Below are 15048 nucleotides of genomic sequence, written 5' to 3'. Positions count from 1 at the left end.
GGGTCTCTCGCCGCCTCGCCGACCGGCGCATTCCAGCTTCAGGCCGCGCGACAATCGGTCTGCCGCGGCAGGCGCTCCTGTTTTTCACCGGCCGGGACCGTGCTTTTACCACACTCGGCGGGAAACTTCCGCAAACAAAAAGGGCCTCTCGTGCGAGAGGCCCGGAGGGGAGAAAAGGGGAGAGAGAGGCCGGGGTTATCGGGTATTGACCTTCTGCCGGTCGTGTTTCTGCCTGTAGATGTGGTCGCTTGCCCGGTCCTGCATGTTGTGCAGCCGCCTGCGTTCCTGCGGGGAGAGATCCCCGTCGGATTTCATCCTGCTTTCGGCCTGCCGGATCCTTGCCTGCTCGGCCTCGAGCTTTCCTGCCTCTTTCGGGGTGAGCTCACCGCTCTGCACTCCCTGATCGATGCGCCGCTCCTGGTTCTCCATCCGTTTTTGGATGCCGGGGTCGTTCGTGCCGCCTGCACCGACGGTCTGTGCGTCATGCTTTTGTCTGTAGATGTGCCGGCTCGAGCGGTCCTGCATCTTGCGAAGCCTCTCCCGCTCCCCGGGGGTCAGCTGTCCATCGGCTTTCATCCGCTGCTCGGCCTGACGGATCCTTGCCTGCTCGGCCTCGAGCTTTCCTGCCTCTTTCGGGGTGAGCGCACCGCTTTGCACCCCCTGGTCGATGCGCCGCTCCTGGTTCTCCATCCGTTTTTGGATGCCGGGGTCGTTCGTGCCGTAGGTTTGGGTCTGGCCGTAGGCCACCTCCGCCGCGATGAGAAAGCCGAGTCCCGCGATGAATGCGAACTTGATGAATGCGTGCATGGGGTCCTCCTGGTGAATGGACTGTTCGTCTTGTCCCGTAAAAACGAAGGGCCCCGCCGGAGGTTGACGGCGGCCTCAATAATTTCGCTTGTCCCGGCCTTCGCCGCGCGGTGCGGGCCGGCCCCCCTGCCCCGGGGCCTGATAGGTGTCCCTGCGGGCATCGGGCCGCGGTTCCACGGACCGCTGCCGATACCTCTCGCGCAGCGAGTCCCGCTGTTCCGGTGGGAGCTGACGGTACTTTTCACGGAGCGACTCCCGTTGCTCCGGGGGAAGCTGACGGTACCACTGCGAGCGTTCGCGGAGCCGCTGCTGCTCGTCCGGGGGCAGTCTCCTGAAGTCCTCGTAGCCCCGCCGGATCGTCTCCCTGCGCTCGGGCGGGAGCTCGCGCCAGTTCTGGTATCGCCGGTTCGCCTGCTCCCGCTCGGCCGGGGTCATGCGCTGCCACCGCTGGGCCCCCTGCCGGAGCCGCTCCTGCCGCTCCGGGCTCATGCTGTTCCAGCGATCCTGGAAGGGCTTGAGCGTCTTCTGCTCCTCGGGGGTCAGGCGGTCCCACGCGGTGCCGCCTGCCTGCGCCCAGGCGCCGCCCGCGAGAAGCAATACGAACGCCGCTGCCAGTGTCGCGATCCTTCTGCTCATGTCCTGCATCCCGGCGACCGGTTCCTCACGGCGCGGAACCGGTTCGCATATGTTCCCGGTTCGCTACGTGGTGCTGCCGCCGTTGCCGGCCTCCGCGAGCCACTCGTAGAACTCCATGTCTTCGTAGAGATCGAAGTTGTCCGCGTTCAGGACGATCTCGAATTCGTCCGGGCTCTTCACGGGCAGTTCCTGCCTCGTCGGGTCCACCCAGACCGCGAAGACCAGCACCGCGGCGGCGGCCGTGGCAACGGCCCCGACGCGCATCCAGTTCGGGATCCGGAAGAACCCCCGGGCGCGGCCCTCGGCCGCCTCGACGGCCTTCGCGCGGGCATCGCGCAGACGCGCCAGGGTCGCGGCATCGAGACGCTCCTCGGAGGCCAGAAGGGCCTGCCTGGCCTTCTCGAGGAAGCGGGATTCCTTTTCGCTTTGTTGGCCGTTCATGGCTGGAATTCCTCCAGTTGGACCTGAAGGGCATGCACCGCCCGGGAGTAATGGGTCTTGACGCTGCCTTCCGAGCACCCCATGGCCTGGGCGGTCTGGGCCGTGTCGAGGCCCTCCCAGGCGCGAAGGACGAAGGCCTGCTGCTGCCGCAGGGGCAGTTTCATCAGGGCCGACTGCAGCGCCTCGGTGAACTCCTGCCTCGCAACCCCTTCGGCCGGGTCGGGCGACGTCGTGTCGGCCACCCGGGCCATCGGGTCCTCTTCGTCGTCCTCTCCGTCACGGGGCTTGCCGAACCAGTCGTGGAACCGCCGCCGGACGGCCGTTCGCCGGTACCAGTCGGTGATCCGGCTGTGCAGGATCTTGTAGAACAGGACGTTCCACTCCCCCTCGGGCCGGCCTGCGTAGAGCCGGACGAAGTTGAGCATCGTGTCCTGCACGATGTCAAGGGCGTCGTCGGGACTGCCGCAAGACAGCCGGGCCATCCCGAAGGCCCGTCGCTCCACCTGGGCCAGGAACCGGTTCAGTGCCGTGCTGTGGTCCAGACTCTTTCTCTCCCCGCCCCCCCCGGCGACAGGCAGCCGCGGGGGGCATCTGGTTGTAGTAACGCTCACCCGACCGAACGGTTGACAAAACGCTTTACATTCTCAGGACCTTGGCGCCCCGGATCTTTCTCGCCCTAAGTTCCGCCAGGGCGCGGTTCGCCTCGCCGAGCGGGTATTCCTGGAGCTCGGGCAGGATCGGGATCCCGGCGGCCAGATCCAGGAACTCCCGCACATCGGCCCGGGTCACGTTGGCCACGCTCTTGATCTCCTTCTCGAGCCAGAGGTGGGCCGGGTAGTCCAGATGCAAGAGCCGGTCCCGGTCGCCGTCTTCCTTCCGGATCGCGTTGATCACGAGCCGGCCCCCGGGCTTCAGGCTCGCAAGCGCCTCCACGACAGGCCCCCAGGCGGGGGTCGTGTCGATGACGGCATCGCAGGGCTCCGGCGGCCGCCGGGCCGTGTCACCCGCCCACGCGGCGCCCAGCTCGAGGGCAAACGCCCTCTCGGCCTCGCTCCGGGCGAAGACGAAGACCTTCGACCGGGGGAACCTGTGGCACACGGCCTTGAGGACGAGGTGGCCCGATGCCCCAAAGCCCGTGAGCCCCAGGACCTGGCCGTCGCGAAGGCCCGTGAGCCGGAGGGACCGGTATCCGACGGCCCCCGCGCACAGAAGCGGCGCGGCCTGGCTGTCGGAAAAGACCTCGGGGACGGGATGGGCGAAGGCCTCAGGGACGGCCATGTACTCGGCATACCCGCCGTCGGCGTCGCGCCCCGTGGCCCGAAACCCGGGGCAGAGGTTTTCGTTGCCGCCGAGACAATGGGGACAGGCCCCGCAGGCCGAATGGATCCAGGCGACCCCCACGCGGGCCCCGACGTCGAATCGTTTCGCCCCGGGGCCGTTCTCCACGACGCGGCCCACGACCTGGTGACCCGGGACGACGGGCAGACGGGGCGGGGGGGTCCTGCCCTCGATCTCGTCGAGTTCCGTGTGGCAGACCCCGCAGGCGCTCACCCGGATGAGGGTCTCCCCCGCCCCCGGGCGGGGCTCGGGAAGATCGACGAGCCGCAGGGGCTCTTCCTCCCGGGTCATGTCCACGATCCTCTCCAGGACCATCGCTTTCACGGCAGCGTCCCTCCGCAGATGCCGGCCGGCGCACGGTTTTTGGATTATAGCCCCAAAGGGCCTGCATTGCATCCAAAAGATGCCGGGTTGAAAGGCACGCATCTTGCTTCTGCCTTACCCTGTAGCTTCCGATCTTGATCACAATACGGCAGGCCTAAGGAGAAACGCGATGCAGAGGGGGATTCTCACGAGGGACGACGTGGAAAGATTCGAAGGCGAACTGGGAAAGCTCATCGTGGTGAAGAAGGCCCTGGAGCTGGCCCTCATCAACCCCGCAATCCGGGACGAGCAGAAACGGGCCTACAACAGGGCCCTCGTGCAGTGCGAACGGACGCTGCGCAAATTCCGGCGGACGCTGATCGCCATGAAGGTCGGCCTCACCCGCTGGGCCCCGGGAAGAAGGATCGATCAGGCGGCCTGATCGGAATCGGAAATCCCGCCTGTACGCCGGAGCGGGCCACCCTCCCGTTCTCTAGGCGGGACACGCCTGCAGGAGGCGCCGGATTGCCGCTGCCGCAGCTGTGAAAGATTGGAGAAGACAACGAACAAGGCAGAGCCCTGCGCTCTGCTTTTTTTGTCTTCACGGTGCCGGTCGCCACGCCTGCGCAGGGAGGGTTGCAATCTGGCCGATTTGTGATATCGTGTCCCCTCGTCATTTTGGAGGTCACAAGCCCATGCCCAATATCGGATTGCCCGAACTGCTCATCATCGTCGTCATCGCGCTGGTCTTCTTCGGACCCGGGAAGCTCCCCGAACTCGGGAGCGCCATGGGGAAGGCCATCCGCGGCTTCAAGAAAGCCGTGAACGACCCCGCCGAGAAGGGTGAAAAGGAGCCCGCCAAGACGGGTAAGCCATGACGATCCTTCACCTGACGCGGGCCATCTTCTGCCGGATCGTGCACGTCTTCAGCGGGGAAGCGCCCTGCGGGCACTCGAAACCCACCGGCCCCGACGACATCGCCGGCGGCCAGGCCGTCATCGAGGGCGTCATGATGCGCCACGGCAACCGCATCGCCGTGGCCGTCCGGACCCCCGCGAAGGACATCGTCATCCGGGAGCAGGACTACGTCCCCCTCACGAAGCGCTACCGCCTCCTGGGGCTGCGCATCATCCGGGGCGCCGTGACGCTCGTGGAGATGATGGTCCTCGGCATCAAGACCCTGCTCTACTCCGCCGAGATCGCCCTGCCCGAGGGAGAGAAGAAGCCCCGGGGCTGGGAGATCGCCCTGTCGCTGTGCCTGAGCTTCGGCCTGGCGCTCACGCTCTTCGTCCTGATCCCGGCTTACTGCTTCGCCTTCCTGCGGGACTTCATCGCCAACACGGTTCTCCTGAACATCGTCGAGGGCCTGATCCGGCTCGGGATCTTCCTCGCCTTCCTGCTCACCACGCTGCTCATGCAGGACATGCGGCGGGTCTTCATGTACCATGGCGCCGAGCACAAGACCGTTTTCGCCTGGGAGCACGGCCAGGAGCTCACCGTGGAGAACATCAAGCGGTTCTCGACGCGCCACCCCCGCTGCGGGACGAGCTTCATCCTCGTGGTGTTCGTGATCTCGATCCTCGTGTTCTCGCTGCTCGGCAGGCCGGACTTCCTGACGCGGGTCGTCTACAAGCTCTCCCTCTTTCCGCTGATCGCGGGGCTTGCCTACGAGGTCATCCGCTTCAGCGGGAAGCACAAGGACAAGGCCTGGGTGAAGATGATCAGCTGGCCCGGGCTCATGCTGCAGAAGATCACCACGCGCGAGCCCACGGACGACCAGATCGAGGTGGCCGTGGCGGCCATGAAGAAGGTGATCTAGGAGGAACCCGGCAGCAGGGAAAGGGATCCCCCTCCATCCCCCTTTGCCGATGGGGGAAAGAGGGGGATTTTTTCGTCCCAAGCCCTGCCGCGGCCTAGGTTTGCCTTGCCGCCCGGTCCCTGCCGTCCGGGACCGGATGCATGCGGCAGCCGACCCCGACGACCAGCATGCGCCCCGAGGGCGTCTCCGCCGCCGTGACCGTGTAGCCGCAGGCGTAGAAGGCGCGCATGACGGGCACCGCCGCGGGCCCGAACGAACCGGCGCTTCCGCTCGCGGGGCTCCCGCAGACGGGGCACCTCTTTGCCGCCCTGTACCCGGTTTGTCTTTCTGCCATGGGGCTGCCGACCTCCCTCGACGTGCTGTTGCAGTCTACAGGATAGATCGGCGCGGTTGCCCCTTACCTTGAACGGCCCGCCCCAAGGGGCCGCCTCCGGCTCAGCCCTGCGGGGCCTCCATGATGCCCATCCGCTCGGGGCGCCTGCCGGTGACCGTGGAGTAGAATTGCAGGATGGCCTTCATGTCGGCCTCGAAGTCGCCGGTGGGGTGGAAGACGGGCCCCAGCCCCCCCTCCTTGCGGGCATAGTCGAGGAACGCCAGCACGATGGGGACGCCGGCCCCGCGGGCGATGTGGTAGAACCCCGTCTTCCAGCGCGCAACCTTTTTCCGGGTCCCCTCGGGCGCCAGCAGAAGGACGAGCTCCGCGCGCTTTTTCATCTCCTCGATCATCTGGGAAACCACGTCGGCCGACTTCGTGCGGTCGATGGGGATGCCCCCCAGCCATTTCAGGAGCCCGCCGAAGGGCCACCGGAAGGCGGTGTGCTTGCCGAGCCAGTATGCCTTGAGACGGAAGGCGAACACCAGGGCGATCGCGATCGGCGCGTCCCAGTTTGAGGTGTGATGGGCACCGATGATGACGTACTTCCGCAGGTCGGGGACCCGGCCGACCCTGCGCCAGCCGGCCAGCCTCAGGAAGAGGAGGGACAGGACGCGGAACAGGCCGCTGAAGAAGGGGCTCTCGAAGATGGTCTTGTGCATGCGCGCTCCGGGGCGGGCCGAGAAAACGGGTCCTGACAGCCACTTCCAACGAAACGCTGTATTTGTCAAGCGTGATTCCCCGGGCATCCGCTTGCGCCCGGGGAGCGCGGTCCTGCGGGCCTGCCCCCCGTGAGCCTCAATCGTCTGTGGCGGGGGCGCCTCGGGGACGGCTGGCTGAAGGTCGAGAAAGCAGCCGCGGTGGGGCGGACCCCGTTTCTCAGTCCGCGATCGTCTTCCGGATGAGGGCAAACAGGTAGGCCGTCTCCGCCTCGTCGAGACCGGCGGCGAACTCGACGGCGGCTTTGTCGCTCCGGGCCGTGATGCCCCGGGAGCCCGCCATCTTCAGGATCGACTGCAGGAGCCGGGGCATGGGCCGACCGTCGGGCAACCGGGGGGTCCCCGTGTCTCCCAGGGCGACCTTCTTCATCCGGGGCACCTCGACCGAGTCCATCAGCGACTTCGCCGTGGGCGCCGCCAGGTCCTCCAGCTCGTCGACGGGGATCTCGACGGCCGACCGCTTTCCCTGCTTCAGGGCCTCGACGCGCAGGCAGGTCTTCGTGACGGTGACGCGCTCGAACTGGTTCCTGAGGCGCATCAGGTGCAGCAGCGCCGACAGGACGGGGCCAGCGATGAAGAAAAGGCCGATGAACCCCAGGGCGAAATAGCGCACCCAGTCGGGCATGGGAAGGGTGAGCAGGGCGGGCAGGAAGAACCACGCCACGGCCGCGGCAAATCCGACGGGGAAGAGCACCGGGAGGTAGTGCAACCACGTCAGCGCCGGCCCCGGGATGTGGAACACGTACCCCTCGGCCGTCCGCTCGACGCGGGTGCGCATCCCCGGGGGCTCGGGCGGCACGGGGGCCTTCGCTTGCCCCGTCCGGCGTACCCGGTCCCGCCAGGACTCGTCGAGATGCTCCGGGTCGCGGGTGACCCTCTCGCCCGTCGAGCTGTCGACCAGGGGCTTCTGCAGGAACCGCGCGAGTTCCTCGGCGATCCGCTTCGCCTCGGCAAACACCGTCGGCTGCGCGACGGTGATGGGCTTCGGGATCCCCTCGCCGGCAAGCCGCACGGGCCATGAGTCGGCGGAATCGCTGTCACCCCGGGAGAAGTCCATCTCCACCTGCCGGATCGCATCCAGGGTGTGCTCCACGCGCCTCATGGGCACGATCAGCCCCTGCCACTCCGTCACCCTCCCCCGCCCCCGGTCCAGGATGATCCCGCTGCGCCCGAAGACGAGAGCCGCACCGATGGCGGTGAACACGAACCCGAAGAGGAAGATGAAGACAAGCGCGAGGGGCCCCTCGAGCCGATTCTCGAAGGGGATGATCCCGAGGGGGACCAGCAGGACGAAGAGGCCCGCCAGCAGGAAGGGCATGCCGAAGAGCGACAGGCACCCGCCCCCGCTGCGGATCTCGAGAGTCCCCGCATCCCTGTAGACAAGGGGGCTCTTGCCGCTCCCCGCCGCCTGCCTGCGTATGCCCATCCCACGGCCTCCCGGTTCAGGATGCAGCGGACCGGAGCGGCCCGCTGCGCGGTCAGTAGGCCTTGACCACCATGGCCTGCGCAAACTCCGCGGCCTCCTTGAGGTCCGCCGCGTCGGGGCTTCCATCGGCCCCCCGGGCCTCCTCGGCCCAGGCCCTGTGCTCGGGCTTCTTCAGGAGGGCCTCGATGACCTGCGGGTCCACCTTGCCCCGGCAGCCGAACTGGCCCAGGACCTTCAGGCCGGCGGCGAGCCCCGCCGCGCTCTCGAAGGCCTGCCTCGGGAGCTGGCCGCCGCGCAGGGAGCCGTGGGTTGCGAAAAAGGCCACTTTCTGCCCCTTGGGCAGCCCCTTGATGAATTCCGCCATCTTTCCCGGGACGCTGTGGGCGTGGACGGGAAACCCGCAGAAGATGAGATCGTACCCGGCCGGGTTGGCCTGTGCCAAGGGGAGGATGTCCTTCTGTGCCGCCACGGCATCGTAGATGGCCTTGGCGACCTTCTCCGTGTTCCCCGTCTGCGTGTAGTACGTGACCAGAACCTTCATGTCCCCTCCTCTCTCCTTCGTGGCGCCGATGATGAATCCGGGATGTGCGGGGCTGTACCCCGCGCCGCCGATTTCTTACCGTTGATCCCCGGTCCTGTCAACGAAAAACGGCCCGCGGGCGCCGCCGGGACCTTCCCCCCGCGGGCCTGCCCGGGCCGACGGTGAATCATTGCACCGCGCCCCACTTTTTCCTTGACAAATAGAACGATCGTTCTATATAAAGCAGGCATAAGGCTGAAGGCTTCAAGCTCAGGGCATGAGTGCAATGAGAGGACAGAGAACCCTGAAGATGGTGGAGAGGGAGATCGCCGGGTTTTACCGGGACCGCAGGCGGATGCCCACCTACTCGGAGATGATGGCCGTCCTGGGGGTGCGCTCCAAGGCCGTCGTCCACTTCTGGGTCCGCAAGCTCCTTGCCGCGGGCGTGCTCGAAAAGGACGCCCGGGGGTTCTTGTCCCCCGCGAGGCGGGCCTTCGGCCTCCCCATGGTGGGCGACGTGGCGGCGGGCTTCCCCTCCCCTGCCGAGGAGGAACTGCGGGACATCATCTCCTTCGACGAGTATCTTATCACGAAACCCGGCACGTCCTTTCTTCTCCGGGTCTCGGGGGACTCCATGATCGACGAGGGGATCCACCCGGGTGACCTGGTCGTCATCGAGAGGGGCCGCGAGCCGAAATCGGGCGACATCGTGATCGCCGAGGTCGACGGCGAGTGGACGCTGAAGTTTTTCCGCCGGAAGGGAAAGGACGTCTTCCTCGAGGCGGCCAACGCGAAGTACCCGCCCATCCGCGCCCGCTCAGAGCTGCGCGTGGGCGGCGTGGTGAGCGCCGTCATCCGGAAGTACCCGGGATGACAACGCGCCTGCCGCACGGGCCTGAAGCCGGGACACGGGAATGAACCGATAAGGAGTCCGACATGAACACAACCGTCATCGATCAGCCGGGAAGCACCGCAGACATAAGAAGGCTTCGGGTCCGCTCCGGGCCCCGCCGGGTCTCCCCCATCCGCCGTTTCCGGAATTTCATCGAGCTGAGCGACTGGGACGAGGATATCCTGCGGCACAGCCGCGAGATCGACGCCTTCTGCTGGATGCTCGCCGTCGGAACGGCGGCGCTGCTCATCCCCGTGTCGTTCCTCGTCACGAAGTGAGGCCCTGCAGGGTCAGGCCTGTCCCCGATTTTCGCTAGTTCAGGACCATGAAGTCCGCATCCTCCGACGTCAGCGCCGCCCGGCTCTCCGCACCGTCCGGGGCCGGCAGGATGACCGTGACCGTCACGTCGGGCCGCATCGTCGCGATTTGCCGGGGAATCGCCCTTTTCCAGGCATGCACCGACCCGGTCAGGATCACCATCCGGCTCCCCGGGTGCCTGTCGAGGTATTCGAGGGCATAAATCGCCATGGCCGTGTCCCACACCATCTGGGCCTCGCAGAAGTTCTCGAAGGATCGCCCCGACCCGTGCGCGTGCGCCGCGAACGTTTTCCTGATGAAGCTCCGGTACGCCTCGTCCACGGTGCAGGTCAGGCCCGGCGGCAGCTGCTTCCTCTCCTGCTCCGTCAGCGACCCGTAGCCCTCGCGGGCCACCTTGGCGATGATCTGCCGGGACACGTTGAGGCCGACAAGAGGGATCCTCTGCTGCCTCGAATACAGGAATATGTCCCTGTAGAGAACCCAGGGCATCCCCCAGTTTTCCCGGTAAAGGGCCTCAAACCGATCTATCGGCATCTCACCGCGCCACCACTTGTCAAGGTGTTCCTGGCTGTCGGCCCTGAACATCTCGAGTCCGACGGCCAGCGGCAAGCCCCGTTCGTGGAGCCGGCGGATGACCCTGAGCTGCAGCTCGTGATGGGCCGGGTTGTCGTGGGTTTCGCCCACGATGATGACCCGGCTGGTCGAGACCTCCTCGATCATCCGGTCGAATGGGATCCGGGCCCGGTCCGCGAGACGAACGGCGCTGCCCTCCCTGCACCCCGCGTGGGACAGCATCATCACGATTGTCAAGGATACCGACAGGATCCGGGCGGTTCGGTTCATCGGCGAACACTCTGCACGTGATGGCCCTATATGGGCCCCGACGGGCACTCCTGTCAAGCTCAGGGTCAACCGCCGCTTTTCTTTACAGCACCCCTGCCGTGGCCGCCGTTCATATGGCAAATCATTACGCAAATTTAACTTGACAAGATTTATCAACATTATTAATCAACGTACGTTGCGCGGGTAATCCAGGATAATTCTATTGCGCAGGATGCAATGAGAATTCAGGCCTGATACAGGACTGCTGCCGTCGGCATCTCCAGTTCGCCCCGATTTCAATAAGGGGCATGGAGCATTGTGAAGGGGGGGTGGTTGCCATCTACGCCAGAAGATTGTCCAGGCAAATCCTAGGCCTCATCACGATCCTCTTCCGCGGGCCCATGATCGCCCTGCTGGCTCTTTGCCGGTTTCTCAAGTTCAACTGTATTTTTACAGTCTATCCGGGCTCCGAAAAGGACATCGAGGGGTATCTGCCGCCCGGCTTCAAGTGGGCAAGGCATCTCGTGTCGGGCAAGCCGTTTGTCGCCGGGGTCATCACCACCGGCAACGGCCTGGGCCGCGGGCTGATCCTGGCGGTACCGAACACGGTCGACCAGTTCAAGAAAGACAAGGAACTGGTCGGCAACATCATGAGCAACCTCAAGCGCACCAAGACCCTGACGGGGGCCAAGACGATCGCCATCGCGGGGCAGGGGCCGCGGTTCTTCAGGTCCCACTTCCCCTACGAGCAGCCCTTTGTCTACGGGCTGAAGGGGCGGGTTTTTTCCGTGGTGGAGACGGTCGAGCGGGTGGCGGAGAAGCACGGCCTGATCAAGAACGAAACGACCGTTGCCATCCTGGGCGTGGGGGAGATCGGCGCGGCGATCATCGAAAACCTGAAGGAGAAAGGCTACCGGGCCGTCGGCATCGACATCCACATCGTCGACGGGCGCCTGGAGATCGGCCGCGAGGGGGTGGAGACGCTCCGGCGTGCCGACCTTGTCGTCGTTCAGACGCCCCGCGGCGACGACGTGGTGCCCTATTACGAGAATCTCAAGAAGACGGCCATCCTCATCGACGACGCCCACCCCCGCATCACGGTCAGGCCCAACGAGGTGAAATTCTACAAGGTGGCCATCGGCCGGCCCGGCGTGCAGTTCTGGCCCCCCCTCCCCGGCTACGAACATTACTGGATCCCCGGCTGCGTGCAGGAATCCATGGTCGTTGCCGAGACGAACAACCACGACATGACCCAGGAGGAATTCAACAAGCGGGCGAAGGAGCTGGGTTTCTTTGCTCACCTCATCGACGACCGCTGACGGCACGCGGGACGCAGACAGCGTGAAAAAAGGCGAAGAGCCGATCTTCGCCTTTTCTTTTTCCCCGGTCCGAGCCCCTTCAGACCCGGCCCTCTTTTCCCCCGTCGGGCCGGCCGTTGCCGTTCGCGGCGCCCATGCGGTCGAGGGTCGTCATGACCTTCAGCCCGTCGAAGTCCACGTAGAAGCCGGCGTCCCGGACGGGCATGCCCATCGCGGCCTCATCCCCCGCGTCGGCGGCCGCCGCGTTGCAGATCCCGATCCCGGCAAAGTAGCACACCGCCTGGTTGCGCTCGGCATGCTCGAGGTTGTAGAGAAGCTCCCGGTCGTCGGCAAGCTTTCCCCTGTTGGGGTAGACGTCGGTCCGGACGACGACGAAGCAGAGACGCCCGTTCTTCCTGGCGACGATCTGCGGGGTCACGGCCGGCGACGGGTTGGCGCCGATGATCTCGTAGCCCTCCTTGAGCATCTCCTCGCAGACGATCTGGACCCCGAAATCGTGAATCTCCTCCCTGGTCATGACGTTCTTCGTTTCCACAAATCGAACTCCTGCGTGATATGGGTCCGGCCTGCCTAGGCCGCCTTGTCCAGTTCCCGGCGCACGGCGATGGCGATCTTCTCCAGCGTGTAGGGCTTCTTCAGGTAGGGGCCGGCGCCGAGCCTCTGCGCCTCCTTGACCCGGTCCGTCTCGGCGAACCCGCTCACGATGATCGCCTTCTGCCCGGGGCGGTGCTCCCGGATCTTCCGGTAGGTCTCGAGGCCGTCGATGCCGGGCTCCATGATCATGTCCAGGATGACGAGGCTCGCCGGCTTCTGCTTGAGGTACTCCACGGCCTCCTCGCCGCTCGCGAGCGTCTCGGTGACGTAGCCCAGTTTCCGCAGCATCGCCGAGGCCAGCTCCCGCTGTTCGGCCACGTCGTCGACGACCAGGATGGTCTCGCCCTTCGAGAGATAGTTCTCGATGGTGATTTTCCGCTCTTCCTGCTTCACCGCCGTGCGGTTGACGGGGAAGTACAGGAAGAAGGTCGTCCCCTTGCCTTCCACGCTGTCGATGTCGATGTAGCCCTTGTGATCCTTGACCGTCCCCCAGACGACGGCCATGCCCAGGCCCGTGCCGCTGCGGCCCATGATCTTCTTCGTGTAGAAGGGCTCGAAGATCTTCTTGATGTCCTTCGGGGCGATCCCGACGCCCGTGTCCGAGACCTTCAGGACGATATATTCGCCCTCGGCCACCTGGTCGTAGCCGCGGATCACCTTGTCGACGTACTGGTTGGCGGTCTCGATGCGGATCACCCCGCCGCAGGGCATGGCCTCGGCGGCGTTGGAGACGAGATTCATCACGACCTTGGAGAGATGCAGGGACGAGCCCTGGATGGGGAGGAGATCGTCGGCCAGGTCGGTCTCGATGCGGATGCCGGGATGGAACGAGCGGAGCCTCTCGAACTCGGGGCTCTGCAGGTATTCCGTGACGATGCGGTTGAGGCCCACGGGCTCCATCACGGGCACGCCGCGCCGCGCGAGGGTCAGCAGGTCCTGGACGATGGCCGCCGCCCGCTCGCCCGATTGCTTGATCGTGAGGATGCCGCGGCGCAGGGGGCTGTCGTCCGGAAGCTCCATGAGGAGCAGGTCGGGGTAGCCGACCATGCCGCCGAGAATGTTGTTGAGGTCATGGGCCACGCCGCCGGCGAGGGTCCCGAGGGCCTCCATCTTCTCCGAGCGGGCGAGCCTCTCCTCGAGTGCCTTCCGCTCCCTCTCGCTGCGTTTCTTTTCCGTCACGTCCCGCAGGGTGGTGAGGATCGCCTCCTGGCCCGTGAGCGCGATGCGGCTGGCGCAGACCTCGATGTCGACGATGTCCCCGTCCCGCCGGATGTCGCGGATCTGGTAGGATCGCAGGTCGTGGTTCGGCCACGCCTCGCGGCGCCGTGCCAGGATGTGCCGGTCCTCGGGGTGGATGAATTCCATCACGTCCCGGCCGAGCACCTCCGCCTTGTCCCTGTAGCCGTGCAGGGCGAGCCAGGCCGGGTTGACGTCGATCATCCTGCCCTCGCGCGAGACGCTCATCGCCTCCACGGAGTCCTCGAAGAGGGTCCTGTATTTCCTCTCGGACTCCGCCAGCGCGTTCTCGGCCCGCTTGCGGTCCGTGATGTCCCGCAGGATCGTCAGGACCGCCGTCGGGGCCCCGTTGGCGTCCCGCAGGGCCACGTTGGCCACGCAGTGGAAGGAGGCCTCCTGCCCCTGGCGCGTCGTGAGCGTCGCGTCGCTGCTGTGGATCTCGCCGTCGCGGAACGTCCGGAGGGCGTAGCAGGGATAGGGCTCGCAGGGCCACGGCTTTCCGCACAGCACCTCGTGGCACTTGCTGCCCTCGCAGCCCACGGCGAAGAACTCCTTGGCCTTCTCGTTGTACCAGATCACGTTGAGGTCCCGGTCGATCATGATCATGCTGTCGCCGATGGACCGCAGTATGGCATTGAGCTTGCCCTCGCTTTCCCGCAGGGCCGCTTCGGAGCGCCTGCGCTCCTCCATCTCGGCCGCCAGCTGCAGGTTCGCCTGGTAGAGCTGGGCGGTCCGCTCCTGGACCCGGCCCTCGAGTTCCTCGCCCGCCTTTCGCAGCTTCTCCTGCGTGTCCTGCAGGACCAGGACGGTGCTCTTGAGTTCCGCGTTGACACCCTCGAGCTGCATCGTGGCCTTTTCCCGCGTCCTCTCGAAGAAGTACGCGAAGGCGGTCACGACGAGGAAGGAGGGGATGAAGCGCAGCTTGAAATCGAGGGTGTACGTCGTGAAGGGGCTCGGCGGGTTCTCCCACATGAAGAACGCGATCGCCGGGACGAGAAGCAGGAGCGTGGCGGCGAGGCCCGGCCGCGACCCGAGGATGAACGAGGCGATCAGGGGAAACGTGAAGTACCAGACGTGGGCCGTGTTGTTGACCCCGCCCGTGAAGAGCAGGTAGTAGTAGAGCATGCCGACGACGCCGACGCCGCAGTAGAACGCGGTCCTGTAATCCTTGGTCCGCCGCAGGTAGACGATCAGGACTGCGAGGGCGGCGGCGGCGCAGAAATCCAGCACGGCGAGCCAGGGGTTCTGCTGGAGATAGGCAAGGATGCCCAGCAGGATGAGATTGAGGATGCCGATCAGGGAAAAGGCGTTGAAGACGATGATCTTGCGGTTGAGGTCGCGCCCGAGATCGCCGCGCATGCCCCCGCTGACCAGATCGAAGGAGATCCTCTTGAGTTCCTGCACGTTCAGGGTCATGGCCTCGTTCCGGCCCCCGGGAGGAATCGCAGGTGGGGGTGCTGGGGAATACCCTGGAACTAGCAGGAC

At 65.8% G+C, this 15048-nt stretch carries 18 protein-coding genes; 6 read left to right on the top strand and 12 right to left on the bottom strand.

Features of this window, described 5'->3' with window-relative positions; all coding sequences use genetic code 11:
• Nucleotides 1–195: 195 nt before the first annotated feature.
• From HPY67_07745 to HPY67_07725, 5 genes are all read right to left on the bottom strand, one after another.
• Nucleotides 196–807: a hypothetical protein gene (locus tag HPY67_07745; GenBank protein ID NPV04609.1), complete on the bottom strand. Its 612-nt coding sequence runs from the start codon at nucleotides 805–807 to the stop codon at nucleotides 196–198.
• Between the two features lie 75 nt (nucleotides 808–882).
• Entirely contained in the window at nucleotides 883–1443 is a 561-nt protein-coding gene (locus HPY67_07740; GenBank protein NPV04608.1) for a DUF3106 domain-containing protein, read from the bottom strand.
• Between the two features lie 63 nt (nucleotides 1444–1506).
• On the bottom strand, nucleotides 1507–1884 hold the full coding sequence (locus HPY67_07735; GenBank protein ID NPV04607.1) for a hypothetical protein: 378 nt from the start codon (nucleotides 1882–1884) through the stop codon (nucleotides 1507–1509).
• Nucleotides 1881–2462 carry an RNA polymerase sigma factor gene (locus HPY67_07730; protein ID NPV04606.1) on the bottom strand — a complete coding sequence of 194 codons (582 nt, stop codon included), beginning with the start codon at nucleotides 2460–2462 and terminating at the stop codon, nucleotides 1881–1883. Before HPY67_07730 ends, HPY67_07735 begins: the two co-directional genes overlap by 4 nt.
• A gap of 58 nt (nucleotides 2463–2520) precedes the next feature.
• Complete coding sequence (locus HPY67_07725; protein NPV04605.1) at nucleotides 2521–3546, bottom strand: zinc-dependent alcohol dehydrogenase family protein; 1026 nt, start codon at nucleotides 3544–3546, stop codon at nucleotides 2521–2523.
• A gap of 169 nt (nucleotides 3547–3715) precedes the next feature.
• Between HPY67_07725 and HPY67_07720 the strand changes: the two genes are divergently transcribed.
• The 3 genes from HPY67_07720 (at nucleotide 3716) to HPY67_07710 (ending at nucleotide 5344) form a co-directional block, all read left to right on the top strand.
• Complete coding sequence (locus tag HPY67_07720) at nucleotides 3716–3967, top strand: hypothetical protein (GenBank protein ID NPV04604.1); 252 nt, start codon at nucleotides 3716–3718, stop codon at nucleotides 3965–3967.
• A 253-nt stretch (nucleotides 3968–4220) separates the two neighbouring features.
• Nucleotides 4221–4403 carry a twin-arginine translocase TatA/TatE family subunit gene (locus tag HPY67_07715; protein NPV04603.1) on the top strand — a complete coding sequence of 61 codons (183 nt, stop codon included), beginning with the start codon at nucleotides 4221–4223 and terminating at the stop codon, nucleotides 4401–4403.
• Nucleotides 4400–5344, top strand: coding sequence for a DUF1385 domain-containing protein (locus tag HPY67_07710; GenBank protein ID NPV04602.1), 945 nt, complete (start codon nucleotides 4400–4402; stop codon nucleotides 5342–5344). The genes HPY67_07715 and HPY67_07710 overlap by 4 nt, the downstream gene beginning before the upstream one ends.
• Nucleotides 5345–5438: 94 nt before the next feature.
• On the opposite strand, the gene HPY67_07705 is transcribed toward HPY67_07710, so the two are convergent.
• The 4 genes from HPY67_07705 to HPY67_07690 all read right to left on the bottom strand — a co-directional run bounded on the left by HPY67_07705 (nucleotide 5439) and on the right by HPY67_07690 (nucleotide 8403).
• On the bottom strand, nucleotides 5439–5678 hold the full coding sequence (locus HPY67_07705; GenBank protein ID NPV04601.1) for a hypothetical protein: 240 nt from the start codon (nucleotides 5676–5678) through the stop codon (nucleotides 5439–5441).
• A 101-nt stretch (nucleotides 5679–5779) separates the two neighbouring features.
• The gene (locus HPY67_07700; protein NPV04600.1) at nucleotides 5780–6379 is read right to left on the bottom strand and encodes a glycerol acyltransferase; all 600 of its coding nucleotides are present in this window, start codon (nucleotides 6377–6379) and stop codon (nucleotides 5780–5782) included.
• A gap of 217 nt (nucleotides 6380–6596) precedes the next feature.
• Nucleotides 6597–7862: a hypothetical protein gene (locus HPY67_07695; protein NPV04599.1), complete on the bottom strand. Its 1266-nt coding sequence runs from the start codon at nucleotides 7860–7862 to the stop codon at nucleotides 6597–6599.
• Nucleotides 7863–7914: 52 nt separating this feature from the next.
• Nucleotides 7915–8403: a hypothetical protein gene (locus HPY67_07690; GenBank protein NPV04598.1), complete on the bottom strand. Its 489-nt coding sequence runs from the start codon at nucleotides 8401–8403 to the stop codon at nucleotides 7915–7917.
• A 265-nt stretch (nucleotides 8404–8668) separates the two neighbouring features.
• Here HPY67_07690 and lexA point away from each other — a divergent pair, with 265 nt between their 5' ends.
• The gene (gene lexA / locus HPY67_07685; GenBank protein NPV04597.1) at nucleotides 8669–9256 is read left to right on the top strand and encodes a repressor LexA; all 588 of its coding nucleotides are present in this window, start codon (nucleotides 8669–8671) and stop codon (nucleotides 9254–9256) included.
• A gap of 62 nt (nucleotides 9257–9318) precedes the next feature.
• Entirely contained in the window at nucleotides 9319–9552 is a 234-nt protein-coding gene (locus HPY67_07680; GenBank protein ID NPV04596.1) for a hypothetical protein, read from the top strand.
• A gap of 34 nt (nucleotides 9553–9586) precedes the next feature.
• On the opposite strand, the gene HPY67_07675 is transcribed toward HPY67_07680, so the two are convergent.
• Nucleotides 9587–10435 carry a ChaN family lipoprotein gene (locus tag HPY67_07675; protein NPV04595.1) on the bottom strand — a complete coding sequence of 283 codons (849 nt, stop codon included), beginning with the start codon at nucleotides 10433–10435 and terminating at the stop codon, nucleotides 9587–9589.
• Between the two features lie 308 nt (nucleotides 10436–10743).
• Between HPY67_07675 and HPY67_07670 the strand changes: the two genes are divergently transcribed.
• Nucleotides 10744–11733 (top strand): hypothetical protein, encoded by a 990-nt coding sequence (locus tag HPY67_07670; protein NPV04594.1) that lies wholly within the window; start codon nucleotides 10744–10746, stop codon nucleotides 11731–11733.
• Between the two features lie 79 nt (nucleotides 11734–11812).
• Here HPY67_07670 and HPY67_07665 read toward each other — a convergent pair whose 3' ends face one another.
• Nucleotides 11813–12268, bottom strand: a complete 456-nt coding sequence (locus tag HPY67_07665; GenBank protein NPV04593.1) for a hypothetical protein — start codon at nucleotides 12266–12268, stop codon at nucleotides 11813–11815.
• A 35-nt stretch (nucleotides 12269–12303) separates the two neighbouring features.
• On the bottom strand, nucleotides 12304–14979 hold the full coding sequence (locus HPY67_07660; protein ID NPV04592.1) for a PAS domain S-box protein: 2676 nt from the start codon (nucleotides 14977–14979) through the stop codon (nucleotides 12304–12306).
• Between the last annotated feature and the right edge of the window lie 69 nt (nucleotides 14980–15048).

The organism is Syntrophaceae bacterium, from assembly GCA_013177795.1.
GTDB lineage: Bacteria > Desulfobacterota > Syntrophia > Syntrophales > UBA2192 > UBA2192.
Note: the sequence above shows the minus strand (reverse complement) of the source record. Positions and strands in the feature narration are given on the sequence as shown.